At 41.4% G+C, this 25,659-nt stretch carries 24 protein-coding genes; 19 read left to right on the plus strand and 5 right to left on the minus strand.

The window, feature by feature from the left end; all coding sequences use genetic code 11:
* Window positions 1-19: 19 nt before the first annotated feature.
* The gene (locus IGI44_RS21605; protein ID WP_438789974.1) at window positions 20-823 is read right to left on the minus strand and encodes a MurR/RpiR family transcriptional regulator; all 804 of its coding nucleotides are present in this window, start codon (window positions 821-823) and stop codon (window positions 20-22) included.
* A 253-nt stretch (window positions 824-1,076) separates the two neighbouring features.
* On the opposite strand from IGI44_RS21605, the gene IGI44_RS21610 reads away from it, so the two are divergent.
* The 7 genes from IGI44_RS21610 (at window position 1,077) to IGI44_RS21640 (ending at window position 8,826) form a co-directional block, all read left to right on the plus strand.
* Window positions 1,077-2,519 (plus strand): sialate O-acetylesterase, encoded by a 1,443-nt coding sequence (locus IGI44_RS21610; RefSeq protein ID WP_438789975.1) that lies wholly within the window; start codon window positions 1,077-1,079, stop codon window positions 2,517-2,519.
* Between the two features lie 28 nt (window positions 2,520-2,547).
* Entirely contained in the window at window positions 2,548-3,015 is a 468-nt protein-coding gene (locus tag IGI44_RS21615) for a PTS sugar transporter subunit IIA (RefSeq protein ID WP_438789976.1), read from the plus strand.
* 484 nt (window positions 3,016-3,499) lie between these two features.
* Complete coding sequence (locus IGI44_RS21620; protein ID WP_438789977.1) at window positions 3,500-3,667, plus strand: hypothetical protein; 168 nt, start codon at window positions 3,500-3,502, stop codon at window positions 3,665-3,667.
* Window positions 3,668-3,852: 185 nt separating this feature from the next.
* A complete protein-coding gene (gene cysK, locus IGI44_RS21625) occupies window positions 3,853-4,782 on the plus strand; it encodes a cysteine synthase A (protein ID WP_438789978.1) in 930 nt (309 codons plus the stop codon).
* Between the two features lie 246 nt (window positions 4,783-5,028).
* Window positions 5,029-6,582, plus strand: coding sequence for a PTS transporter subunit EIIC (locus tag IGI44_RS21630; RefSeq protein ID WP_438789979.1), 1,554 nt, complete (start codon window positions 5,029-5,031; stop codon window positions 6,580-6,582).
* 30 nt (window positions 6,583-6,612) lie between these two features.
* Window positions 6,613-7,950: a 6-phospho-alpha-glucosidase gene (locus IGI44_RS21635; RefSeq protein WP_438789980.1), complete on the plus strand. Its 1,338-nt coding sequence runs from the start codon at window positions 6,613-6,615 to the stop codon at window positions 7,948-7,950.
* 105 nt (window positions 7,951-8,055) lie between these two features.
* Entirely contained in the window at window positions 8,056-8,826 is a 771-nt protein-coding gene (locus tag IGI44_RS21640) for a MurR/RpiR family transcriptional regulator (RefSeq protein ID WP_438789981.1), read from the plus strand.
* Between the two features lie 152 nt (window positions 8,827-8,978).
* Here IGI44_RS21640 and IGI44_RS21645 read toward each other — a convergent pair whose 3' ends face one another.
* Window positions 8,979-9,746 carry a GntR family transcriptional regulator gene (locus tag IGI44_RS21645; protein WP_438789982.1) on the minus strand — a complete coding sequence of 256 codons (768 nt, stop codon included), beginning with the start codon at window positions 9,744-9,746 and terminating at the stop codon, window positions 8,979-8,981.
* 153 nt (window positions 9,747-9,899) lie between these two features.
* Here IGI44_RS21645 and IGI44_RS21650 point away from each other — a divergent pair, with 153 nt between their 5' ends.
* Together IGI44_RS21650 and IGI44_RS21655 are read left to right on the plus strand one after the other, a co-directional pair.
* A complete protein-coding gene (locus IGI44_RS21650) occupies window positions 9,900-10,943 on the plus strand; it encodes a zinc-dependent alcohol dehydrogenase (protein WP_438789983.1) in 1,044 nt (347 codons plus the stop codon).
* Window positions 10,940-11,923, plus strand: coding sequence for a Gfo/Idh/MocA family protein (locus IGI44_RS21655; RefSeq protein ID WP_438789984.1), 984 nt, complete (start codon window positions 10,940-10,942; stop codon window positions 11,921-11,923). The genes IGI44_RS21650 and IGI44_RS21655 overlap by 4 nt, the downstream gene beginning before the upstream one ends.
* 149 nt (window positions 11,924-12,072) lie before the next feature.
* On the opposite strand, the gene IGI44_RS21660 is transcribed toward IGI44_RS21655, so the two are convergent.
* From IGI44_RS21660 to IGI44_RS21670, 3 genes are read right to left on the minus strand one after another with little or no spacing between them, the layout of a single operon-like run.
* Window positions 12,073-12,510 carry a hypothetical protein gene (locus IGI44_RS21660; RefSeq protein ID WP_438789985.1) on the minus strand — a complete coding sequence of 146 codons (438 nt, stop codon included), beginning with the start codon at window positions 12,508-12,510 and terminating at the stop codon, window positions 12,073-12,075.
* A 30-nt stretch (window positions 12,511-12,540) separates the two neighbouring features.
* Entirely contained in the window at window positions 12,541-13,464 is a 924-nt protein-coding gene (locus IGI44_RS21665; RefSeq protein ID WP_438789986.1) for a sensor histidine kinase, read from the minus strand.
* Window positions 13,457-14,140: a response regulator transcription factor gene (locus tag IGI44_RS21670; protein WP_438789987.1), complete on the minus strand. Its 684-nt coding sequence runs from the start codon at window positions 14,138-14,140 to the stop codon at window positions 13,457-13,459. Before IGI44_RS21670 ends, IGI44_RS21665 begins: the two co-directional genes overlap by 8 nt.
* A 156-nt stretch (window positions 14,141-14,296) precedes the next feature.
* On the opposite strand from IGI44_RS21670, the gene IGI44_RS21675 reads away from it, so the two are divergent.
* From IGI44_RS21675 to cutC, 10 genes are all read left to right on the plus strand, one after another.
* Window positions 14,297-15,004, plus strand: coding sequence for an ABC transporter ATP-binding protein (locus tag IGI44_RS21675; RefSeq protein ID WP_438789988.1), 708 nt, complete (start codon window positions 14,297-14,299; stop codon window positions 15,002-15,004).
* Window positions 14,985-17,351: an FtsX-like permease family protein gene (locus IGI44_RS21680; protein WP_438789989.1), complete on the plus strand. Its 2,367-nt coding sequence runs from the start codon at window positions 14,985-14,987 to the stop codon at window positions 17,349-17,351. Before IGI44_RS21675 ends, IGI44_RS21680 begins: the two co-directional genes overlap by 20 nt.
* 681 nt (window positions 17,352-18,032) lie before the next feature.
* Window positions 18,033-18,881, plus strand: a complete 849-nt coding sequence (locus IGI44_RS21685; protein WP_438789990.1) for a MerR family transcriptional regulator — start codon at window positions 18,033-18,035, stop codon at window positions 18,879-18,881.
* 556 nt (window positions 18,882-19,437) lie between these two features.
* Entirely contained in the window at window positions 19,438-19,722 is a 285-nt protein-coding gene (gene eutM, locus IGI44_RS21690) for an ethanolamine utilization microcompartment protein EutM (RefSeq protein ID WP_016178649.1), read from the plus strand.
* Window positions 19,723-19,733: 11 nt separating this feature from the next.
* Complete coding sequence (locus tag IGI44_RS21695) at window positions 19,734-20,744, plus strand: DMT family transporter (RefSeq protein ID WP_438789991.1); 1,011 nt, start codon at window positions 19,734-19,736, stop codon at window positions 20,742-20,744.
* A 1-nt stretch (window position 20,745) separates the two neighbouring features.
* A complete protein-coding gene (locus IGI44_RS21700) occupies window positions 20,746-21,030 on the plus strand; it encodes a hypothetical protein (protein WP_438789992.1) in 285 nt (94 codons plus the stop codon).
* Window positions 21,031-21,042: 12 nt separating this feature from the next.
* A complete protein-coding gene (locus IGI44_RS21705) occupies window positions 21,043-21,339 on the plus strand; it encodes a BMC domain-containing protein (RefSeq protein WP_438789993.1) in 297 nt (98 codons plus the stop codon).
* A 15-nt stretch (window positions 21,340-21,354) separates the two neighbouring features.
* A complete protein-coding gene (locus tag IGI44_RS21710; RefSeq protein WP_102866474.1) occupies window positions 21,355-21,660 on the plus strand; it encodes a BMC domain-containing protein in 306 nt (101 codons plus the stop codon).
* Window positions 21,661-21,673: 13 nt separating this feature from the next.
* The gene (locus IGI44_RS21715) at window positions 21,674-23,092 is read left to right on the plus strand and encodes an aldehyde dehydrogenase family protein (protein WP_438789994.1); all 1,419 of its coding nucleotides are present in this window, start codon (window positions 21,674-21,676) and stop codon (window positions 23,090-23,092) included.
* A gap of 14 nt (window positions 23,093-23,106) precedes the next feature.
* Entirely contained in the window at window positions 23,107-25,647 is a 2,541-nt protein-coding gene (cutC, locus tag IGI44_RS21720) for a choline trimethylamine-lyase (RefSeq protein WP_438789995.1), read from the plus strand.
* Window positions 25,648-25,659: the final 12 nt, after the last annotated feature.

The raw sequence follows: 25,659 nt of genomic DNA on the forward strand, positions 1-25,659 counted from the left end.
ATTTGGCGGCTATCGTTGTTTATGATTTGGCGACTTGTTCGCGTTGATCACCGACCCAATTGAAGTAGTAGGAGATGATTTCTGAGAATAGGAATAATTCTAGGCGAACATCCAATTGTCTTAATGAACCGTCGTCCCGTAAAAAAGTGGAAGCAGCCGGTAAGAAAAAGGTTTTAGAAACATTTTTCGCAATTTCAGCATCCTTATTCATGGTGATCAGTACTGTTTTAGCACCGACCTCGTTGGCGGCTTTAACCAATCCGCTGTACAGCTCCATGCCGGTAACGGAATAGATGATGTAGACCCAGTCCTTCTTCGCTGTTTGACTTAAGTAGTGCATTTGCGTCTCCGTCGTGATCGCTTCATAGAAGACTCCTTGAGAGTAGAGGGAATAGACCAGCTGCTGCGCGGCAAGCCCGGTATTATCAAAGCCGACACATTTGACATCCTGCGAATCAAGCATCCACTCGACAACTTCGATGATATCCTTCTCCCAATCTAACTCTTTCAGCTTCGAGAAAGAGCGTTCATAGGTGTTAATGACTTCATGAAATAGCGAGTTCTTGATAACCGGCTTTTCCTGATTTTTATCCGTGACAAAAGATTCTAGTGCCAATTTAAACTCCGGATAGCCGCTATAGCCGATTTTTTTGATCGCTCGTAAAATCGTAGGGGAGCTCACATCAAAACGATCCGCCATATCATGGATCGACAGTCCGACATATTGGGCGGGATCTGCCATAATTTGTTCAAAAATCTTCTTATCGGTTTTAAACATCTTTGTGTAATGAATTGTGATTGCTTCTTCAATATTCTGCATCATCTCAGCATCCTTTCCCTGTTTTCCTACCTTCATCCTACCAAAAAACGTAATTAATTTCAAATCAGTTATGTAATTAGAAATATATTTCAAAGTCGCTCTTGACTTTTATTAGCGAAAGCGATATCATTTATGTAACATATTACGTTTTTAAAATTTAAATAGTAACTATTTACAAAAAAGTGATTTGCTGGTTGTTTCCTATCACCAAATAACCAGAGTATAGGTCAGAATGAATAAAAAGGAATTGATGGTCATGTTAAAGCTGAATTCATTACTAACAGATAATGTGGTATTGCAGGCAGAAAAGGTTCATTTGATCAACGGAGTAACTGAACCTCAGCGGGAAGTCACTCTCACGATCGATGACTTAAGGTTAAAAGAAACGAGTGATTCGAAAGGCGCGTTTGTCTTTACCGTACCGCCACAAGCGTATGGTCTGATTGAAAAAATGCGAATCAACGCTGGGAAAGAGACGATGGAGATCACCGTCCAATATGGTGATGTTTTTCTCTTTGCGGGTCAGTCAAATATGGAATATCCGATGTCACAGGAAACCCATTTTTTAGAAGAACAGTCGCTGATGGAAGAGCTGTCGATTTACTTCCACAATGTTCCGATGCCTGACTATGAGTTGAAGCTAGATGAACAGTCAAAAGCGGAATGGGAGCAGTTAACTTCAGAAAACTTAGGAACCTTATCCGCCGTCGCCTACTATGCCATGAAGGAGCATCATAAAAATTATCCAGAACGGATCATCGGTATTGTCGTCTGCAGCAAGGGCGGAACAAGTGCCAGCTGTTGGATGAGTGAAGAGGATCTATCTGAGGACATCATGCTAAAAGAGAAAATTTTAATTCCGTTCTTAGAGGCGACAGAAGGAAAAGACAAGGAGGACTTTGATGTTGAATTTGCCAGCTATCTAGCTGACTACCAGCAACACGTCGAAAAAAGAGCAGTCTGGGCGAAGGAGCATCCAGAATTAACCATGGGTCAGATCAAAGAGCAGATCGGTCATTCACCATGGCCGCCGCCAGCCAATCCGTATCTGTTCAATCGTCCCGGTGGGCTGTACCAAAAGATGTTCAAACGAATCACCCCTTTTACCTTTTCGGCGGTAATCTGGTATCAAGGAGAAGAAGACACAGCCGTTGGTTCGCTTTATGAGAATTTATTGGATCGGCTGATTCTTCGTTGGCGCAAGGATCTGATGCAGCAGGTGCCGTTTTATCTGGTGCAGCTGCCTGTCTGTGCCGACAAACCGCAGCATGACTGGGCCAGCGTGCGAGCGGCCCAAGCAAAGGCGCTTCAAAAACACGAGGCTACGTTCTTAGTGACAAGCCTTGACTGCGGGGAAGTTGATGACATTCATCCGCAGGAGAAATCCGTGTTGGGCCAACGGGTGGGAGAAATCTTAGACAACGTACATTATCCTAGCGCGCCTGTCGCAAAATTAGTCAACTGGACAGATACAAAGGTCGTGATCATAGTGGACCAAGCGAGCGCTCTAAAATTGTTGGATGAGCAGGCGCTCAAGCTGGCTGCGCCAATCAAAAAAATCTCGCTTGAAGGCAATCAGCTGTTGATCGAGACATACGAGAACAGTCAGGCAATCAGCTATGCTTGGGAGAACGCTCCGGTTGTGGCACTGTTCAATGAAGCAGGCTATCCTGTGGCACCATTCAAGTTCCAGCAGTGAGTAATCAATTTCAGTGAGGAGAAGGACAATGTTTCATTTTAAAACCAAAGAAAAAGACGTATTCTCCCCAGTTGATGGGGAACTTATCCTGATCGATCAGGTCAATGATCCGGTCTTTGCCAATAAAATGATGGGTGATGGTTTTGCGGTCAAACCAACCAGCGGCAGGATTTTTGCGCCGATCAAGGGCAAGGTCGCTTCGATCTTTCCAACAAAACACGCGATCGGCTTAGTGGATAAAGAAGGTGTAGAGGTACTGGTCCATATTGGAATTGATACCGTTGATCTGGCGGGTGACGGCTTCAAGTTATTGATAGAAGAGGGTGCTTCAGTCAAGAACGGTACGCCGTTGATCGAAGTTGATCTAGATTACTTAGCCGAGAAGGGAAAAGAACCCACAACGATGGTGGTCTTTACCAATTTGAAGGATCGCGTACTAGAAATAGAAACGGGGATCACGGAAGCACAGGCAGCGGTTGGTAAGCTGACAAAATAAAACACAGCGGTCACTGAGAATTAACACTTCTTCTGTGGCCGTTTTAGCGTTGCGTATATTACCGTTTGAACGAAGAGCGATGATTAGCGATCTTTTTCACGCTCAGTTTAATGAGCTGTTTTGATAAATTGTCTCGGGTACGGCAGTAAGCAAGTTATTAAAATCGGACAAATTGAATTTGTTCATATAATTCGACACCATATAATACCCGAGTTTATAGCCAGCCGTTCAAGGAATGGAATCCTCCTCGTCACCGAGCATTAATCTATCAAATTTACTTCGATCCTGTTCATCAAGCGGATTTTTCACTGTATTTCAAGATTTCATTAGTAGCCGCTTATCCATGGATAGCCGTTTCTTGCTTGTCTATTTCTTCACAGGCACCATTCTTGTTTCCGTAGAGTTCCCCATTGTAAAATGAAAGGGAATTGACGGACAGGAACAAATACGATGGTTGACACGTTTCCTATAATTGGAGGTCAATATGAAGAATCTACTAGCTGCTGGATTTCTGTTTGTGGGCGGTGCGATCCTTATGACAGTGTCTGAACTGGGACAGATCGTACCATTTCTTGGTGCGGCTTGCGCGATGATCGGCGCAGGCATGTTGATATACGTAGTGTTCAGTAATAACGGCAAATATGACAGCTAATCCAAAACGATAGAATATACACATCTGGTTCAATCTTCTAAAGCTGAGATTGAGCCATTTTTGTGTACTTAAACTGAGGTCATAACTAAAATCAATGACCAGCCATAAAAAAGGGCAATTGGTAAAAATAGCATAGAGAAAGGTATAGTTGATTCACATAGAAGAAGTGAACAGGAGGAATCAACATGGCAAAAATCTATCAATCCATTTTAGAAACGATTGGGGAGACACCCATTGTAAAGCTAAATAAGCTTGTACCGGAAAATAGCGCGGAGGTTTATGTAAAGCTGGAGTTCTTTAATCCTGGCGGTAGTGTTAAGGATCGCATCGCCTTGAATATGATTGAAGCTGCTGAAAAATCAGGTGACTTAAAGGCAGGAGATACGATCGTGGAACCCACCAGCGGGAACACTGGAGTTGGACTGGCAATGGTTGGAGCGGCTAAAGGGTATCCGGTCATTATCGTAATGCCCGACACGATGAGTATCGAACGGAGAAAACTGATTCAAGCCTACGGAGCAACCTTGATTTTGACGCCGGGAGCCAAAGGAATGAAAGGAGCTATTGCAAAAGCAACTGAGTTAGCCAGCCAAGACGGATTTTTCTTACCGTTGCAGTTCAACAATCCCGCAAACACTGAAGCCCATCGCGAAACGACCGCAAAAGAGATTGGAGATGTCTTTGGAGCTACAGGTCTGGATGCCTTTGTCGCAGGGATCGGAACCGGCGGAACGATCACCGGAGCAGGTCAAGAGCTGAAGCGGACAAATCCAGCATTAAAAATTTATGCTGTGGAACCAGAAGAATCCCCTGTTTTAAAGGGTGGCGCACATTCGCCGCATAAAATCCAAGGGATCGGTGCCGGCTTCGTACCAGAAATATTAGACACGACGATCTACGATCAAGTGCTTTCTGTTCTCAGCGAAACAGCGTTGAAAACGGCTCGAGAAGTCGCTGCCAAGGAAGGAATTTTGGTTGGTATCTCAGCCGGAGCAGCGATCCATTCAGCCCTCGAAGTTGCCAAAGAATTAGGAGCGGATAAAAAAGTATTGGCCATCGTACCGGATAATGGAGAACGGTATTTGTCTACTGCGTTGTATCAGTTTGATGAATAGGAATGATCTTTACAGCAAGGCTTCTATAACTGAATAAGCGAAAGAGAATCAACACAGCTAAACCACCCTTAGACATCGAGGGAGCGTTTAGCTGTTTTTTTGTTATTAAAAAAATATTGTTTTATTTTTGGTTCCTATCCGTGGACCTGGGTCCAAAGAGCTGGCGAAATATTGTAACTGGTTTCAAATGTTGTTAATCTAGGATCAAGAGATACGTATACTCAATAAAATGAATGGAGAGAAATAATGAAAAGTAAATTTTCTCAGACGATGCAGGACTTTTCCAGAGCGGTAATCGTTCCAGTCAAGTTCATGGCGGTAATGGGGTTGTTCTTGGCAGTATCTGTTATTTTACAATTAGAATTCATGCCGACTGTCTTGCAGACCTTCGGCGGATTGATCAAGACGATGATGGACAGCATGTTGAATAATTTGGCACTAATTTTCTGTGTCGGAATCACAGCCTCTTTAGCAAAAAAGAAAAAAGTGGAAGCAGCTCTTATCTCATTGATCGCATTTCTTTTCTTTTTAGCGGCTAACAATGCTTGGCTGACGTTGACCAACCAATTGGCAGAAGCAGGTGAAATGGGGCTTTTCGGAACGGGGCAGGCGGTTGTTTTAGGCTTCCAGGTCGTTGACATGAATGTCTTTTTAGGAATGTTAGTAGGGTGTCTTGTAGCATTTATTCACAATCGCTTTTCTGATAAGGAGTTTGTAGATTTCTTGAGTATTTATGGTGGTTCGCGCCTCTCTTTCATGATTCTGATCCCGATCATCTTAGTAACAGCGATCGGCATGAGCTATATTTGGCCAGTGGTAAATAGCTGGATTACTTCATTGTCTGGTTTCATTTTGACGACAGGATTACTCGGTGTTTTCATCTACTCCTTTGGCAATCGCTTCTTGATTCCCACAGGGTTGCATCATTTATTATGGATGCCGTTTTGTTTTACTGCTTTAGGCGGGACCGCGAAGATCGGCGGTCAGGTTTATAACGGTGCAGCTAACATTTTCTATGCGGAGATGGCGAATGCCGGAACAATCACGAGTTTAGATCCATCCTTGCGCTTCGCGACCTTTGGCTTTGTGAAAATATTCGGTTCAGTTGCGGTGGCTTTGGCACTGATCCACTGTGCTAAAAAGCATCGTAAGGAGGAAGTAAAGGGGATGATCTTGCCTTCAATGTTTGTTTCAGCAGTGGCGGGGATCACGGAGCCGATCGATTTCACCTTCTTGTTCGTCTCACCATTATTATGGCTGGTTCATAGCTTGCTGACGGCTATCTCAGAGACGATTCTTTGGGCGATCGGGGCTAGAACGTATATGCTCTACGGATTAATCGACACATTTGTTTCAAATTCCGTATTCAGTCCATCGGTTACGAAATTCTATTTAGTAATTATCGTTGGACTGATCATGTCAGTGATCTGGTATTTAATTTTCGTGACATTGATCAATAAACTGAACATTAAAACGCCAGGACGAGAAGATGATTTAGCAGCAGAACTCGTTTTGGAAAATGTTCCCAATGGAGATTTAACGACTGCCGGGAATAATGACTTTGACTTAGTTGTTGCTGGTTTAGGCGGAAAAGAAAATATCGAAACCATTTCCAATTGCTTCACCAGATTAAGAGTGACAGTCAAGGATCAAACGCTAGTAGACTCTGCGCAATTAGAAAAGATCTCCCAGCAAAAGGGAGTTGTCTTGAATGGTACGAGTGTGCAAGTAATTATCGGCATGGGCGTGCAAGTATTCAAAGAAGATATCTGCGAAAGGTTAGGGATGAGTGAGTCATAACCATTTGAACGCAGCGAAAGGAAGAGAAGAATGAAGTTGGAAAAACAGTCAGTTGTAATTGCAGGCGGAGGAAGTACCTATACCGCGGGAATCGTCATGATGCTTATTGAAAACCAAGATAAATTCCCGTTACGGAAGTTGAAATTTTATGATAATAATCAAGAACGGCAAAGCATTGTCGCAAAAGCCTGTGAGGTGATCGTAAAGGAGCGCGCGCCAGAAATTGAATTTTTGGCGACCACAGATCCGGAAGAAGCTTTTAGCGATATTGATTTTGTGATGGCCCATATTCGAGTTGGCGGCTTGAAGATGCGGGAACAAGATGAAAAAATCCCCTTAAAATATGGGGTCGTTGGCCAAGAAACCTGTGGACCAGGTGGGATGGCGTATGGCATGCGCTCGATTCCTGGAGTGGTTGAATTGATTGATTATATGGAAAAATATTCGCCTGATGCTTGGATGCTGAACTATTCAAATCCAGCGGCAATCGTAGCCGAAGCAACCCGGAGAATGCGCCCGAATGCCAAAATCATCAATATTTGTGATATGCCGGTTGCCATCAAGAAATCTATCGCGGATATTGTCGGTCTTGAAAATGAAAGTGACATCGTTGATCGTTATTATGGCTTGAATCATTTTGGTTGGTGGACAGAAATGACTGATAAGCAGGGAAATGATCTAATGCCGAAATTGAAAGAGCATGTGGCGAAATTTGGCTACGCGGCTGCGACAGATGAAGGAAATCCTTTGCTAGAAGAATCAAGCTGGATGGATACTTTCCAAAAAGTTAAGGATGTTTATGCCGTCGATCCAAGCACGGTTCCCAATACTTATTTGAAATACTATCTATATCCGGATTATGTTGTGGCCCATGCCGATCCGAATTATACCCGAGCCAATGAAGTAATGGACAATCGGGAAAAAAATGTTTTTGCAGAATGTGAACGTATCGCGGCGGCTCAAACAGCAGAGGATACTACGATTGAGGCAGGAGAGCACGCGGAATTTATCGTTCAACTGGCAGGAGCATTGGCTTATAATACGTATGAACGAATGCTTCTAATTGTCAAAAATGAAGGGGCGATCGCTAACTTAGACGATGATGCAATGGTTGAAGTCCCTTGTATTGTCAGTAAGCGTGGCTATGAGCCTCTATGTATGGGGAAAATTCCACATTTCCAAAAGGGAATGATCGAGCAGCAGGTAGCGGTCGAAAAATTAGTGGTGGATGCCTTTGAGGAAAGGTCATACCAAAAATTATGGCAGGCAATGACGCTGTCCAAGACCGTTCCCTCAGCTTCTGTTGCGAAACAGATCCTAGATGAAATGATTGAAGCCAACGGCACTTGGTGGCCTGATTTAAAATAATTTTTCTGCAGGAAAGCATTAATGAGACGCTCATTAATGCTTTTCCCAGTTTTAGTATCCCTAGAATTTTTTGTAGAGTAAAATAATAGCAAAGGAGGGCTGGCGATGCTTTTTTCTGATATTGTCAATCAACATTACGAGACACTTAATGAAGTGGATATCCAAATGGTCAAATATATCAATGCACATCCCAAAGAGCTAACAACGATGGGGACCAATGATTTTGCGAAAGTTTGTCATTCATCAAAATCATCCGTGATTCGCTTTACCCAAAAGCTGGGCTTCACTGGATTTAGCGAGCTGCGTAATTTTTTGAAATGGCAAAACAATCCGAATGAGAACGAAAAGGAGACAGCCTTTAAACGAAGGATTTTTTCAGATGCACAGCGAACGATTCATTATCTTGAGGCGAACGATTGGGAAAAAATCTATCAAGCGTTGGAAAACAGTCGAAATGTTTATTTGCTGGGAACGGGTGTCACCCAGCAAAACCAAGCAGCTGAATTACAACGACTGCTATTGTTGATCGGAAAACCCGCGCAGATGATCCCGGCATCCTCACAATCAAACGAATTTAAACGGATCATCGAAAATATTACTAAGGAGGATCTGATCTTTGTCTTTTCTCTATCAGGGGAAAATCAACATCTCTTTAATGTATTGAATGTTCTCTCGACCTATCATTCAACGATTGTTTCGATCACGAACATGCAAAATAATTTGTTATCGGGCAGAGCCGACTATTCACTTTACGCTTCAAGCAGCCGCAGCCCAAACCCAAACGATTGGTGGTTGCAAACTTCCTCGTCATTTTTCCTATTGATCGAAGCCTTTGCTTTTGGCTATGTCGATTATTGTCGCAGTAAAAAATTATGAGGGACTAAATAAATCTAAAATGTACTAGCAAGAAATTTAGAGGAAAGTCCTCCGACTATCTAATCGTAAAGTTTTTCAGAAAAGAACTTAACAAACGTAAAGTAAACGCACATATTTCTATCAAGTGAGATAGATTATGCGCGTTTTTTCCTTTATCCGTCGTTCAGTTCTTCAGCGTTAAGAACGTTATTAAATGAGTGGGGAGCAGGCAGGAATAGCTGATAAGCATACTTGCTGCCAACATAGTACGTCTCTTCAAATTGTGCGGGCCGTCCATCATTTAATGTGCTATACAAAGAGAGTTTAAGGCAGGGATCTTGACTTGAGATTTGTAGGAACTTGGCATTCTCTTCAGTCAAATACCCAACCTCAAATTCTTGAGTGGCACTGCCCAAGTTAAAGTCGTATTTATTTTCTAAAAGATCATAAAGAGATTCATGTTCCATATCCTCAAGGGTTGTCCAATAAAAAAATTCTGGCATCAAATAGGCGATGCTCAAGCACAATAATTCGCCGTCGACAATCCGCAGTCGTTTTAACAGAATCACATTTTTATCAACTGGTAGATTGAAAAAGTTCGCCATCTTCATAGGAATGGGAACACTGGCTGTTTCTAGTACTTTGGTTTCTAGGTTAAGCTGCTTTTCCTTCATTCTATCCGTGAAGCTTGAGAGCTGGGACACCCCTTCAGAAAGCTGCTTTCCTTTAACAAAAGTTCCCTTTCCTTGAATGCGGTAAAGATACCCTTCAGCAACGAGTTCGTTGATTGCGCGAGTCACAGTAATTCTGCTAACCTCGTATTTTTTACATAGTTTCGCCTCGGATAATATCTTATCGCCAGCATTCAGTTTTTTTGTCTTGATCGCCGTTATCAGGTCGTTTTTAATCATGGTATATTTAAACGTTTGTGTTTTTTTCATTGATTTACCCACTTTAGTCTTTGATATTTGGATAAGTCAACTTGTAAAGTTGCTATATCATCGTTAACCCTATCATAGCAGATTGACTGTCTTCTAACAACGTGTTACGCTTCTGGTAAGATATATCGACATATCAACTTTTAGGAGATGATCATGATTTTAGCTAACAGTGTTGTGATTAACGGGGTGAAGGATGTTCGTTTGATTCAAGAGGAGATTGATCCGAAATGGACTGCAACAAACGACTGTTTGATCAAAAGCGAGGTTTCTTTGATTAGTGCCGGGACAGAATTATCACGGGTTTTTGGGTTGAAAAAGGGCGCGGTTTATCCTGTTCGCCCAGGATATTGCTCGGTTGGTAAGATTTTGGAGATTGGTACTGAATTACAGGCAAAAGGCTATGATATCGGAGACAGGGTTTTGTTTAACGGACCTCATAGTAGTATGCAGTTTTATGATCCGATGAAAAGTGATGGCGGCGTGCTTTTTAAGTTAAGAGAGGAAACGAGCTCGATAGAAGGTTCTTTTCTTATGATGTGCTGGATTGCAATGAACGGAATTTTGCCGGCAGATGTCAAACTGGGAGATACGGTGGCAATAATGGGGATGGGAACATTAGGATTGATCCTCTCGATTTACTATCAGCAGATGGGCGTCGAAGTGATCGCTTTAGAACCTGTGACACATCGGGCGGAGCTGGCGAAAGCTATCGGCGTTCCGCATGTCATCAACTGTGAACCCAGTGAGCAATCTGAATCGGTCATGGAGCTTACGGATAAAAAAGGCGTGGACATTGTCGTGGATGCGACGGGCTTATCAGAAAGCATTGAGACTGCCATCAAAATTGCGGGTAAAGATGGACAAGTAATCTTGATGGGGTCACCTCGAACAGCATACGAGACGAATGTTACGGATTCCTTCAATGCGATTCATACAAAAATGCTCACGGTCATCGGTGCGTTTAATCGCAGGTATCCTTATGAGGAACAGGAAGGATCGAGACTTTCGATTCATCGAAGCTTAAAATACATTGAAAACTTATTGATTAACAAAACGATTGATGTCGATCGTTTTATTAGTCATGTGATCGCCCCAACGGAAGAGAATCTGATGGAGGCGTATGACGGATTGATGAACAAGAAAAATGAATACACTGGTGTCATTATTGATTGGAGTAAGAAGGAGGAGTTAGTGTGAAATTTGGTGTAATTGGAACAAATTTTGTAACAGATTTTTTTATGGCTGGAGCTGCTCAGGTAGCGGAATGTGAAGTCGTCGCTGTTTGTGGAACATCGTTAGAAAAAGCGAAAGGATTTGGAGAGAAATACGGAATTCCCCATGCTTTTGATTCTTATCAGGAGATGTCTGACTCTCAACTGATTGAGGCGGTTTATATCGCGGTCCCTAACAGCTTGCATCACCCAGTCGCGACCTATTTTTTGGAAAAAGGCATTCCGACTTTTTGTGAGAAACCTTTAGCAGCCAATCTGGAGCAGGTAAAAGAACTGATTGACTGTGCGAAAAAAAATCAAACGTATTTACAAGAAGGGCTGATTCCACTATACAATCCTAATTTTCAAATTTTGCGGGATAGTCTGAAATTAGTTGGAAGGATTCGTCAAGTCAACTTGAATTTCTCTAAATACTCCTCTAGATATGATGCTTATTTAAGCGGGGAAAATCCTACGACCTTCAGAAAGGAGTTAGCCAATGGTGCCACGATGGACCTGGGTGTCTATGTGGTCGCTGATTGTGTTGGGTTATTCGGCAAACCGAAAAAGATTCTCAGTACGGCTTCCTTACTGGATACAGGAGCGGATGTTGCTGGGTCAAGTATTCTTAGTTACGAAGATTTTAATGTATCGCTAAATTATTCGAAAGCCAGCGATACGGTTAATACTTGTGAAATTTGTGGAGAGCTGGGTCAATTGTTGATTGATCAGCCGAGTCAGCCACAAAAAATCAGTTTTATCGAAAGAAAAACCGGAAAACGGACCGAATTAGGAGTCACGCCAAAAGAGAATTTCTCTTATGAAATCGCTGAAATGATCGCTCAGGTAGAAAAAAATGAAATCGAATCAACCAAGGTTCCCTTTGACATGAGTTTGGCTATCCACGATACCTTGACTGAAATGAGAAAACAATCAGGGATTGTTTTTCCAATGGATGAGCTTTAGGAAGAAGAAAACACACTACTAATTAAGCAATCGAATGAAAAAAGCCGAATGGTTATGACTATCAATAGTGACAGTCATAAACCTGTTCGGCTTTCTTTTTGTTAAGTTCTTTTCGAAAAGACTTTCCAAAAATAAAGTTAATTTGTTAATTACTTTACGCGATAAAAGCTCTCCGGTTTTGAGGTACCTTCAGTGTTGGGTTTCATCGAGGAAATCTGAAAGCTGAGTTCATTATCAGAAACCAGGGTCACACTATATAGTGTTTCTTTACCATCAGTGGGCGACAGAAGCCAACGTTTTCTTGAAGGCTGTTGACTGGAAACAGTCACGTGAACGGTTTGATTGTCTGTTGGAAATTCAAGTGCGATAACTTGATTTTGTTTGCTGAAGGTTAATCTGCTTGTCCCATTTGACGCGTTCCATTCACCAGAGAACAGCTTTAGAAATGCTTGATTGTCTACTACAGTTTTATTGGAAAGTTCCATTGTGCCTGATTCTTTGTTTAATTGCTTAGTTAAAAAGTAGAAGCACAAGGAAAAGAACAAGACCAACAAAAGAATCAACGATTTATTGCGATGAGCCTTCATTTTTCCATCTCCATTTTTAGGGGTTTTTTGTTAAGAATCCTCCAAAACTTCCAGAGTAGTATTACTGGTTTTCGGAAGGGAAATCCGAAACTCACTTCCTACACCAAGTTCGCTCGTAACTGTCAAGGTTCCCTGATGCTGTTCTGTAATTAATTTTGCAATAGCAAGCCCTAAACCTAACCCGTCAGGATTCTGCTTCCGTGAATCGGTCACACGGAAAAAACGATCAAATAATTTGTCAAGGTTTTCCTCTGAGATACCAATTCCAGTGTCTTTGATGGAAAGTTGAACCTCATTTGTTAAATCTTTCAAAGTTAGCGTGATTGTTCCACCAGAATTGGAATACTGATAGGCATTATCCAGCAGAATCATGACTAACTGATTGATCCTTTGTTGGTCTCCGAAAAAAGAAACGTGAGGAGCGATAGCAACGTCTAGTTGAAGAGCTTTTTGTTGGCAAATTGGTAAAAATTTTTCTGTGATTTCTTGTAAAAGAGTGTCTAAAGCAAAAGTAGTGCGTTGAATTTCTTCTTCACCAGTGTCCGATCGCGAAATCGTCAATAAATCAGCCACTAAACGTTCCATATGTTGTTGTTCGATGTGTATATTTTCCAACCATTTCATCTGACTGGCGACGGTTTCTTCAGGACTATCCATGACAATTTCGAGATTTGTGCGAATGACTGCTAGTGGTGTTCGCAACTCATGGGAAGCGTCGGCGGTGAAATCAAGCTGCTTTTGCCAAGCCTTTTTTATAGGCAAAACAGCCTGCTTTGAGATCAGATAACTGCCGATAAAAGCAATTAAAATACAAAAAATTGCGACAAAAAGAATTCGGTGCAGTGATAACTCATTTTTAGTACCTACAAAGATCGTTCCTGTTAACACAGCAATCAATAAGACAACGACGAGCATATTAAAAAGGATGAAACGACGTCTCAATGTTTTAAGCATTTGACCGCTCCTTAAGCGCATAACCAACGCCGCGAATTGTTTCTAAAACGAGATTGGCTTTAGGAAAATCGATTTTCTTGCGCAAATAGTAGGTGTAAAGATCAACATTTTTTAGTTCAACTTCGGTATTTAAGGGCCAAACACGATCGAGAATTTGTTCTTTTGACAGCGTCTGCCCTTTATTTTGGAGGAATAGTTCTAATAAATGCGCTTCTTTCAAACTTAACTTGACTTTTTCTTGCTCAATCGTCGCTTCGCATTCTTTGCTGTTCAGCTCAAGTTTGCCTGCTGTTAATCGATCATTTTGAACAAAGTTGTCCTTTCGACGGCTCAAGGCACGAACGCGCGCGATCAGTTCGCTATTGGCAAAGGGTTTGATTAAATAATCATCTGCACCAGCCTCTAACCCCTCCACGCGATTGGCGACAGAATCTTTTGCAGTCAAAAAAATGACAGGAGAAGCGATTTGTTGCCGACGCAACGCCTTCAAAATCTCCACACCTTCTTTATTCGGCAGCATTCGATCTAGGATAATCACATCATAAATACCCGTCTCCGCTAGTGCCTGTGCCTCTAGTCCATCGCTGCTGACATCTACAACATAGCCTTCCTTTTTCAAAATATGCTGGATCGCTTCGGCCAAACGTTCTTCATCTTCTACTAATAATACTTTCAAACACGGCACCTCCAAAATTTGTTTCTTTCATTTAGTATACGGGAAGTTTGTTTGAAATTCATTTGAATGCAGAAAAACATTTTTACGATTCAAACGAAATTCAAACAAAGCATCTGCATAATAAAGGCAACAAGAAACGAGAGGGAGTTTTTTAAAATGATTGAAATGACAAATGTATCGAAAATTTACCAAACCGGAAAAATCGCATCAAAGGCTCTAGATCAAATTTCATTAACCATTGCTCAAGGGGAATATGTCCTGTTAACTGGACGTTCAGGGAGCGGGAAATCCACACTACTTAATATCCTATCAGGAGTGGATCATTTAACCGAAGGGAGTGTACGAATCAATCAACAAGAGATTACTTCGTTAAATGAAGAGGAGCTGTCTAGTTGGCGGGGGAAAGAGCTAGGAATTATCTTTCAGTTCTTTCAGCTTATTCCTACCTTATCGGTCATGGAAAATTTACTTTTACCGATGGATTTGGTAAATACGGTTGCGAAAGACAAACGAGAACGAAAAGCAATGGAGCTGCTTAAATTAGTAGGGTTAAGTGAACATCGAGATAAATTACCAAATGCATTGTCCGGAGGAGAACAGCAACGGGTGGCGATTGCTCGGGCCTTGGCAAATGATGCGTCAATTCTCTTGGCTGATGAACCAACAGGAAACCTTGATTCTGCCAATGCGGAGAGTATCTTTGAACTCCTTCGTACCTTACATAAGCAAGGGAAAACAATTGTAATGGTTACTCATGAGCGTGAAATTATTGAAGGGGCTACACGAAAAATTACACTGAATGATGGAACGATCATTGAAGATATCAAGGTAGGGGGGTGGAGTCATGTCTTGGCGGCTGTATAAAATGGCATTTCGCGATTTATTTAATAATCGTAAAAAATCAATCTTGGCATTATTTGCGATTTTAGTTGGAATGATCGCCTTTGGCACGATGCTCTTTTCAAACGAGTTGATAACTAATGAAATCCTTGCGACACATACGGCAATAAATCCTTCATCAGCGACGTTGAATGTGAATAAAGTTGATGCGCAACTGATCGACTTGACGGAAAATTTTGATGCCATTGCTGACTATGAAGTGAAGTCTTTTCATCAAATGCGTGGTCAGAACAGAAAAGGGAACTGGAAAACTGTGGAGCTTTTTTCCGCAGAGGATTTTGGGGAAATAGGCATAAATAAAGTGGTGCCAATGGAAGGTAAGAAGCATCCGAAAAGCGGAGAAATGTTGATCGAGCGAGACGCTAAAGTCGTTGCAGATAAAGGACTCGGCGATCATTTGACGATTCAGCTTCCGAATAAACAGAAAAAGCAGCTGAAAATCACAGGTGTTATCAATGATATCAGTGTCCATCCAGCGACTATGCATAATACGATTTATGCATATGTCTCACCCGAAACCTTGAAATCAATTGGGTTAGCCCAAAATCGAATTGAGATAAAGCTTACTGGGGATGCGTATGACCGAGATCGTATTGTCTCTGTTAGTAATGAATACCTGCAATTATTGGAGCAAAATGGGTACCAAATAAAGAATATTTTGATTGAAGACACTCCTGGAGTGAGTATGCATTTGGAGGAGTATAAGACAGCTCTATTCTTATTTCGGACGTTCTCTTTCGTTGCGCTGGCCTTTAGCTGTTTGATCATGAGCAGTTTGATTACTTCGATCTTGTCTCAGCTAGTCAAGCAAATGGGAATTTTAAAATCCTTTGGCGCGGAAACCAGACAAATTGTGGGTGCTTATTTGAGTATGTTATTTTTACCGATTGCAGCAGCAAGCCTAGTTTCTTTACCACTATCCCAGATGTTAGCTCAGTTTGTATCGGAACGGTTATTGCGGATTAGTAATATCTCATTGACCCATTCAGCCGTTCCCATTGGATTTTCAATTCTTTTTCTGGGACTAACCTTGGCACTTCCGATCTGCATCGCTTATCCGAGTATCGCAAAGGGAACAAAAATCACGATTTATCAAGCACTTTACGGTTCTTCATCAATCAACCAGGGCTTGAGTAGTTCCTTCATGAAAAATATGTTCACTCGCCCGACCCGCTTATCAGTGAGAAATGCTTTCCGCAAGAAAAGTCGTCTGGTAATGAATGTGCTTACCCTAACTATCAGCGGTATTTGCTTCATTACAGTTTTAGTAGCGATGTTATCTGTTCAGTCTACCCTGACTAAAAATTTGGAAATATTTAAGTATGAATACCGTTTTCTGACGAGTTCAACTGGAGAGAAAGCAGTTAAGGAAACATTGAAATCAATGGAAAGTATCAAGCATTATGAGAGGTGGAGCAGTGCCAGTGGGAAATACCATGAAAAAGGAACGGATCAAGATAAAAGCTATCCAATTGTGGCACTTCCTAAAAATAGCACCTTTCTTCAGCCAGAGATAATGAAAGGAACGTGGTTGAGCAACACAAAAGCTAATCAGATTGTCGTGAGTCATGAATTTATTAATCAACATCCGGAGTTACAGCTAGGAGATAAGGTTCCATTAACTATTCAAGGAAAAAAAGCCAATTTCACAATTGGAGGAATTATTAAAGATTTGACGGGGGCAACCATCTATTTGAGTCAACAAACATTAGACCATTTTTTGCCAATTAAAAAACAGCAATATATCTATCAAACGACAATTAACAGTGATCTTAAAGGAAGACAACGAGTGAAACTCCTTCATCAAGTAGAGGAGAAGCTGTTGGATAATGGCATTTCCATTCTACAGAGTGAAACAAAGAATGAGGCTATTTCTATCTTAAGTAGTCACTTTATGCCGACCTTTCAAACCTTATTAATTGTGATTCTCATGATCACGATTGTTTCGGGCTTTGGTTTGGCGTCAACAACGAACATCCAAACCCTTGAACGAGTAAAAGAAATTGGCATTATGAAGTCCTTTGGAGCGTCAAAAAAACAAATACTCAAACTAATTGCAGCGGAAAATTTATTTATTACATTAGTCAGTTGGGGAGCTTCTGCTATTCTATCACTCCCTGCGATTTTCTTAGCCATCAACTACTTTAGTCAGGTCACACTAAATGCGCCTATTGAGCTTTCACCGTTATACATTGTTATTAGTACTCTTTTATGGTTACTGATGCTTCTAGTTATCAGTAAAAGAGCGAGTAACAAGCCGGCTAAAAATGCAGCCAAAATGTCGATCAAAGCTTGTTTGATCACCGAATGATTGTGTGAAAAAAAGAGCAGATGAAAGTGGAAATGGTAAAATTTCCCTTTTATCTGCTCTGGTCTGAAAAGTTCGATTTTTGAAGAAAGGTTCCAAATTTAAATAACGATATTTTATTGCTTTAAAAAGGATCGTTTTTTCCGTTGTAATATTTTGTCTGATTGAAATTTCAGCAATATAATAGGTTTAGAAATTGTAACATTCAATGAAAAAAATACTGGTCTTTAAAAAGAAAAAAGTGGAGTGATTTTCAATAGTTGGTTTTTAATAAACAACAAATACTTGTTTGTACAGTTGTTTGTTCCGTAGAAGCGAATGTGAATTTAAGAGGGATTTCATAAAATGACTAATTGTTCTATGAAATAAATTGAGCTCTTTTTCATTTTCCAAAGAATTGTTTTGCCAATTTATTCGTGCGCTATCAGAATGTAGCTATCATTAAAAAACAAACTAATTCATTTGTATAAAATAACGATATAAGCGTTGGGGACTAGACGTAATAGGGTCGTTTTATTCAAACTTCTTAATAGAATTAAATAAAAAAAGTATAGGCTCAAATCCATTGATATTAACGCATTTTTTCACAATATTTTTCAGTTCTGAGACGACCTAGTCGAGAAATCGCCTTGACAACGATTACAGAACGCCTCATAATTTTTGAAGAATTATTAGGGAGGCGAAATGATGGTGACGAGGGTAGATACGAAGAAATTACACAGTATCGGTGAGGCGGCAGAAATCTGTCATGTTTCTAGAAAGACGCTGCGTTTTTATGAGGAGTTGGGTCTGCTGGTTCCTGATTATGTAAGTCCCAAAAATGGGTATCGTTATTACAGCGAAGATACAGTAATGTTGATTCCAGTTTTAAAGTATTACAAGCAAATTGGGTTTCGTCTACAGGAAATGACAAAGGTTTCGAATACAACAAATTATTTTTATCACCAACGCAACTTTCTTAACAAGCTTGATCAACTGAAAAAGGAAGAAGAACGGATTCAGAATTGTCACGAGTCGGTTTCTGATTGGGTCGGTCTTCTTAACGAAGGTACGATGGCGATAGAAAATAATATTACCAGTATCAGCCTGAAGTATATTGATCGTGACCAGTACTATTTTTTAGAGCAAAATTTTGAATACGATTACAAAAAATCCATTATCAATATTGAATGGACAAACTTATTAGAGAATTCTGAAAGTGAGATCACAGGTCCCGTTATCTTGGGCTTTGCAGACTATAAAGCAAAAGCTGCGGGAACCATCCAACGAGCTACGGTCACTCAAAAGCCTGTTCGAAATAGTAAGTTTCTTTTGCCGCGACAAGCGTTTGGCGGACAGATGTTTGTTTGTATGTATCATTTTGGAGATCAAAAAGATAGCGCGGATAAATATCCGCTATTAGAAAAATGGGCGAAGGAACATCAGTATGAGATTGGCCCAAATTGTTTTGAGCGCTACGTCATTGATTATTGGTCTACGCAAGATACCAATAAATTCGTCACTGAAATCATGATACCCGCTACGAAAATGTAACAAGATAGAGTTAGTCAGCCTAAGCTGCCTAGCTCTTTTTTTATGTGAAAATGAAAATGATGATGTAAATATTCTAGAAAATGTGGAAGTAGCATGATCCTTGTCTCTAAGGGCAAGGTTTAAAAAATAGAAAACGGTCGTTGATAGTAAGGCATTTATCCTTTTGTCAACAACACTTGAAACATTTTCTTTTTTAATCATTCCTATAAATCTCACTTCATTCGAGGAAAGAAAATGCACAAACTCTTTCTATTTTCATTCAACGGTTTTTATTTCTGTATTAATTAAAAAAAGAATTGAGGGAGGGCTTTTGTAAAATTATTTTAATCTAAAAGAAGCGACATCATCCAATGAATCACGTGGTGAAAAGATTTTCATCTGAAGATTCTCGATTAATACAGTTAATTGAGAATCACATCTGAAGTATAACAACGCTATTGTGTTATACTTCACAATTTTTTAAAAATTTGGGGTTGACTCCTACCGTAAGGGAACGATCTACAGTAAAAATGCATAAAAAATGTATGCGATTTAATCGCGAATAGGAGGAACAATAGTGAAGTACGATGCATTAGGAATGGTAGAAACAAAGGGTCTAGTAGGATCAATCGAGGCAGCGGACGCAATGGTGAAAGCTGCGAATGTTTCCCTGATCGGTAAAGAGCTTGTTGGCGGTGGAATCGTCACGGTTATGGTGCGTGGGGATGTTGGCGCAGTAAAGGCTGCTACAGATGCTGGGGCAGCGGCTGCACAACGAGTTGGTGAATTATTATCTGTGCATGTAATTCCACGTCCACACGGTGAAGTAGAAACCATTCTTCCACATACAACAAATGAATAAGGGGAGTCAGTATGAATAGTGAAAAGAGCGTCATGCAAACAACGGTTTCGGCCGAATCAAAAATGAAAGCGGTTGGGAAAAAATTCCGAATCGCTGGCATCGGAAATGGCTTGTTTTCAGGGTTAACTTATGGAATTTATTCGACCTTAGTGATGGTGGCTAGCGGCTATGATCCTTTAGTTAGCGCGGCAGGTTTCTTAGCAGCCCCCTTTGTAAGTTCTGGATTGAACGACTTATTTGCTGGCATCTGGCTATTATTTTATAACGCAAAACATGGTCGTTTGAAGGAATTGTCACGAACGTTAAAAACAAAACCCGGACAGATGTTGGTTATCGGCTTCCTTTTAGGTGGTCCAGTAGCAAACGGGGCTTATCTTGTCGGGTTAGCAATGGCGGGAGCTTATGCGATCCCGATTTCAGCAACCTGTAGTTTGTTTGGTTCATTATTTGCTTGGATATTCCTGAAGCAACGTCCAACCAAGCGTGTTGTTTTCGGAATGCTTCTGTGTGTGGTGGGTGCCATCATCATTAACTGGGTCAAACCAGAGGGCGCGCCCAACTTCACTTTAGGAATTGTCTGTGCATTGATTGCCGCGGTTTGCTGGGGGTTGGAAGGGGTCTTCTCAAGCTTTGGCGGGGCGATGATCGATACCGACGTTGCAGTGAATTTACGTGAATTAATTTCAGGTTTAGTTGTTTTGATTCTGATTGTACCGCTTGTCGGCGGGTTGAAACTGCTAGGCGGAACAATGACTGCCGGTATCCCAATTATGTGGCTTGTGTTGTCTGGATTAAGTGCGGCGGCATCGTTTGTTTGTTGGTATAAAGCCAACTCAATGGTCGGTTGTGCGATCGGAATGTCATTGAATGTGACCTATGCGTTCTGGGGAGTTTTGTTCTGTGTCCTGTTCTTAGGTCAAACACTCACAACAACAATTGTTATCGGTTCGATTGTAATCGTATTAGGAGCCATCATCGTAACGATGAATCCTTTAGATTTATTTAGAAAGGGAGATGCATAAGATGGCGCTACCAACTAGAATGGCTGTTCTGAATTACATGTTTGATCACCATGAGGTGGACGTAAAAGAAGTGATGTCTGCATTGAAAAAGGATTATGGCAGTGAAAAACAGTTCAACAATAAAATGTACCTTGACCATTTATTAGCTCTTGAAGCAAACGGGTTATGTGAAATGACGAGTTACGATTTGGATAAAAATAGTGAATTAGTGATGCGCTATATGATCACGGAAGATGGGCGGCAAACGGTTTCTAAGTATGTAGATGCTGCTTATCGCAAAAGCTAAGGAGGTCTATCAGTGAGATACAGAGGTGAAGAAGCACTAGGATTGGTCGAGACAGTTGGGTTAGTTCCAGCATTAAAAGCCTGCGATGAGATGCTAAAGGCGGCCAATGTTGAGCTGATCTCGTATGAAAATATTGGATCAACACTGGTAACGATCATGATCAAAGGAGATGTCGCGGCGGTGGAGGCTTCGGTAGCTGCGGGAGCAAAAGTAGCCGCGGAAATCGGGACCTTAACTGCTCAAAACGTTATGCCAAGACCCATTCGTGCTGTGGGTGACATTGTTTCTGTTCATGATATTGATCAGTAGTTTAGGAGGGGAAAAATGGAAAGATACGAAGCAATCGGTGCGATCGAAACATTTGGTTTAGTTTTTGTTTTGGAAGCCGCCGATGCCATGTGTAAAGCAGCGGACGTTGAATTGGTCGGTTATGAAAATGTGGCGTCTGGTTACATTTCCGTCATCGTAAGAGGAGATGTTGCAGCATGTAAGACAGCAGTGGAAACAGGAATTGCGGCAGTCGAAGAAATGGGCGCGGAGGTATATAGCTCCGTTGTGATCCCAAGTCCGCATATTGATTTAGGAAAGATCATTGATCGGTATTCGTTGGAGCAATTACTACCAGCATAAGGGAGTGGAAAACATGCAGTTTGTGGATAAAGATCTAAAATCAATCCAAGAAGCCCGCATCTTAGTTGAATCCGCTCGTGATGCTCATTCTTTACTGAAAGAATATGACCAAGAAACACTGGATCGCATGATCCAACGAATGATTGCAAAGGTACAAAAGTTATTGCCAGAGTTGGTTGCCTTCGAAGTATCAATGACGGGAAAAGGCAATGGTCAAGACAAAACAGAGTTATACCAAACTTTTTTAGCTCAGCTGACTGATTCGTTACAGGAGCAGGTAATCGGTGTTTTGGATAACAAGGGAGCTGCTTTAAAAAAAATCGGGGTACCGTTTGGCGTTGTCGCCGTTATTTTACCAGCAGAAAATATTATTTTAAATGCACTTTTTGCCACATTAAGTGCCTTAAAAGCTGGAAACACGGTGATTTTGATTCCTCAGAATAAAACAGAAGAGACCGTTGCTAAATTAGTTGAAACCATTAACCACGCCAATTCAGGCTTGCCTAAATCCAGTTTCGGCTATATGGAAAACACTACTATCGAAGGAGTGAACGCCTTAGTTGAGCAAGAAGCCATTGATTTAGTCATCAATATTGGTAGTCCAGATTACTTTGATTTAAGGACATATCCAAAATCGGTTATCTATGGTGGTTGTGGGTCGGTACCGGTTTTTGTCGAACGAACAGCCGACGTCAAACAAGCGGCTGAAGCTATCGTTTCTAGTCGTGCATTTGATAATGGCTTATTGCCTTCAGCGGAGCAATTTGTCATTGCTGAAAGTGTAATCGCAAAGGAAGTAAAAGAGCAGATGATCAGGTCTGGTGCGCATTTTATGACTGTTGCGGAAGAAAAACAGCTCTTAACTAAATTATTTTTAAGTAATGAAGTAAATCCGAGCATTATCGGAAAAGATGCACAAACGATCGCTAGAATCGCTGGTTTTACTGTTTCAGAGAAAACGAAAGTCTTAGTGTCGGAGCAACCGTATATTTTTGACGAAAATCCCTTTACCACAGCATTAAAATGTCCAATTTTAACCCTCTATTTGGAATCTGATTGGATTCATGCCTGTGATAAATGTATTCAGTTACTAAAAGAGAAGCGCAATGGGCACACGTTAGCGATCCATTCGAACGATCAATGTATTATCAAAGAATTCGCATTGAAGAAACCTGTTGGTCGGATGATCGTAAATGCTGGAGCGAGTTTGGCAGGAATCGGTCTTCATTCAACCTTGCCACTTTCTCTGATTTTGGGTGGAATGACGACGGGGCGCGGATTCAAAGCTAAAAATATTACCGCAAAGGACTTCACCTATGTCCGTGAAATTGGCTACGCGGCGGGTAAGGAGTCGAGCAAAGGAGTTAACAAAAGCGTTTCAGATGAACAATTACTTATTGAAAAATTTTTACAAAAAATAATTGAGCAGTAAAGTGAGGGAAACTGATGGACATCAAAGAATTTTCAGCAAAATTAGCTGAAGCGACAAAAGAATTAAGCTCAGAAGAAAGAACGGCCTTGATGAAAATGTTTGCTTCTGTTTCAGATGAAGTCAAAAAAGACGACGTCGTAACAGAAATACTGGTCTCGGATGAGGGAACAGAGATCCCTAATGGAATTACGAAACGTTTGCAGGCATTGAAGGACAACTATTTAGAGCAAGTACCATCCATTACGACATACCGAGCTCGGGCAATTACCAAAATCGCTAAAGAAAACCCTGGTATGCCGAAGATTGTATTGCGGGCTAAATGCTTCCGGTATTGCTGTGAAACAGCACCGTTGGTGATTCAAGATCACGAGCTGATCGTTGGCGCACCAAATGGCAAACCTCGTGCTGGGGCTTTTTCACCTGATATTGCTTGGCGTTGGATGGAGGACGAGATTGATACGATCGGTAGTCGTCCACAGGACCCATTTTATATTTCGGATGAAGATAAAAAAATTATGCGCGAAGAGCTTTTCCCATTCTGGAAAGGTAAATCTGTCGATGAATATTGTGAAGATCAATACCGTGAAGCAGGTGCTTGGGAATTATCTGGCGAATCTTTCGTTTCCGATTGTTCGTACCACGCACTGAATGGCGGCGGCGATTCCAATCCTGGATATGATGTTATTTTGATGAAAAAAGGCATGATCGATATTCAGAATGAAGCCAAGGCGCATCTGGAAGAATTAGATTATGAAAATCCTGATGATATTGAAAAAATCTATTTCTATAAATCAATCATTGATACGACTGAAGGGGTTATGATCTATGCCCGTCGGATGGCGGATTATGCTGCAGAGTTGGCTGCGAAGGAAACCAATCCGAAACGCAAGGCTGAGCTTTTGAAAATTTCTGAAGTCAATCGTAAAGTTCCTGCCCATAAACCGGATACCTTCTGGGAAGCGATTCAAGCTGTTTGGACAATTGAATCATTGTTAGTTGTTGAAGAAAACCAGACGGGTATGTCGATTGGACGTGTGGATCAATACATGTATCCATACTTTAAAGCTGACCTAGAAGAAGGACGGATGAATGAATTCCAAGCCTTTGAATTGGCTGGCTGTATGTTGATCAAGATGTCAGAAATGATGTGGATCACTAGTGAAGGCGGTTCGAAATTCTTCGCTGGCTACCAACCGTTCGTCAATATGTGTGTTGGTGGTGTGAACCGTCAAGGGCGCGATGCTACCAATGAATTGACGTATTTATTAATGGATGCTGTTCGTCATGTCAAGGTGTATCAACCTTCACTTGCCTGCCGCATTCACAACCATTCTCCACGCGAATACCTGAAGAAAATCGTGGATGTTGTTCGAGCGGGTATGGGCTTCCCAGCGTGTCACTTTGATGATACACACATCAAGATGATGCTGGCAAAAGGTGTCTCAATTGAAGATGCTAGAGACTATTGTTTGATGGGCTGTGTGGAACCGCAAAAGTCAGGCCGGTTGTATCAATGGACCTCTACCGCCTACACCCAATGGCCGATTTGTATTGAGCTGGTTCTGAATCATGGCGTACCGCTGTGGTACGGCAAGCAGGTTTGTCCCGATATGGGTGATTTGTCTCGCTTCAAGTCCTATGAAGAGTTTGAAGCAGCCGTGAAAGAGGAGATCAAATACATTACGAAATGGACAGACGTAGCTACCGTTATTTCTCAACGTGTCCATCGTGATCTAGCACCGAAACCATTGATGTCGATCATGTACGAGGGCTGTATGGAAAACGGGAAAGACGTGTCTTCTGGCGGAGCGATGTATAACTTCGGACCGGGTGTTGTTTGGTCAGGCTTAGCAACCTATGCGGATTCAATGGCAGCCATCAAAAAACTAGTCTTTGACGAGAAAAAATATACTTTAGAAGAACTTAACGAAGGGCTGAAAGCGGACTTTGCGAACAATGATCGCATGAGAACGGATTGTTTGAACGCACCGAAATATGGAAATGATGATGATTATGCTGATTTGATCGCGGCGGATCTGATTAACTTTACAGAAGCGGAGCATCGTAAATATAAAACGTTGTATTCAGTATTGAGTCACGGAACGTTGTCGATTTCAAACAATACACCGTTTGGACAAATGACGGGAGCTTCAGCGAATGGACGCAAAGCTTGGACACCGCTATCTGACGGAATCAGTCCAACGCAAGGCGCCGATTTCAAAGGTCCGACAGCGATTATCAAGTCAATCTCAAAAATGTCCAACGATAGCATGAATATCGGAATGGTGCATAACTTCAAGATTATGACTGGTCTTTTAGATACACCGGAGGGCGAAGAAAGCTTAATTACACTGCTTAAGACGGCTTGTCATTTAGGCAATGGCGAAATGCAATTTAACTATTTAGACAACAATACCTTGATTGAAGCGCAAAAACATCCAGAACAATACCGTGATCTGATCGTGCGGGTAGCTGGCTACAGTGCCTTCTTCGTAGAATTGTGCAAAGACGTTCAGGATGAAATCATCTCACGGACAATGCTGACAAAAATTTAAAAAATAAGCTGG

Source organism: Enterococcus sp. DIV0756, from assembly GCF_051710745.1.
Classification (GTDB): Bacteria; Bacillota; Bacilli; order Lactobacillales; family Enterococcaceae; genus Enterococcus_A.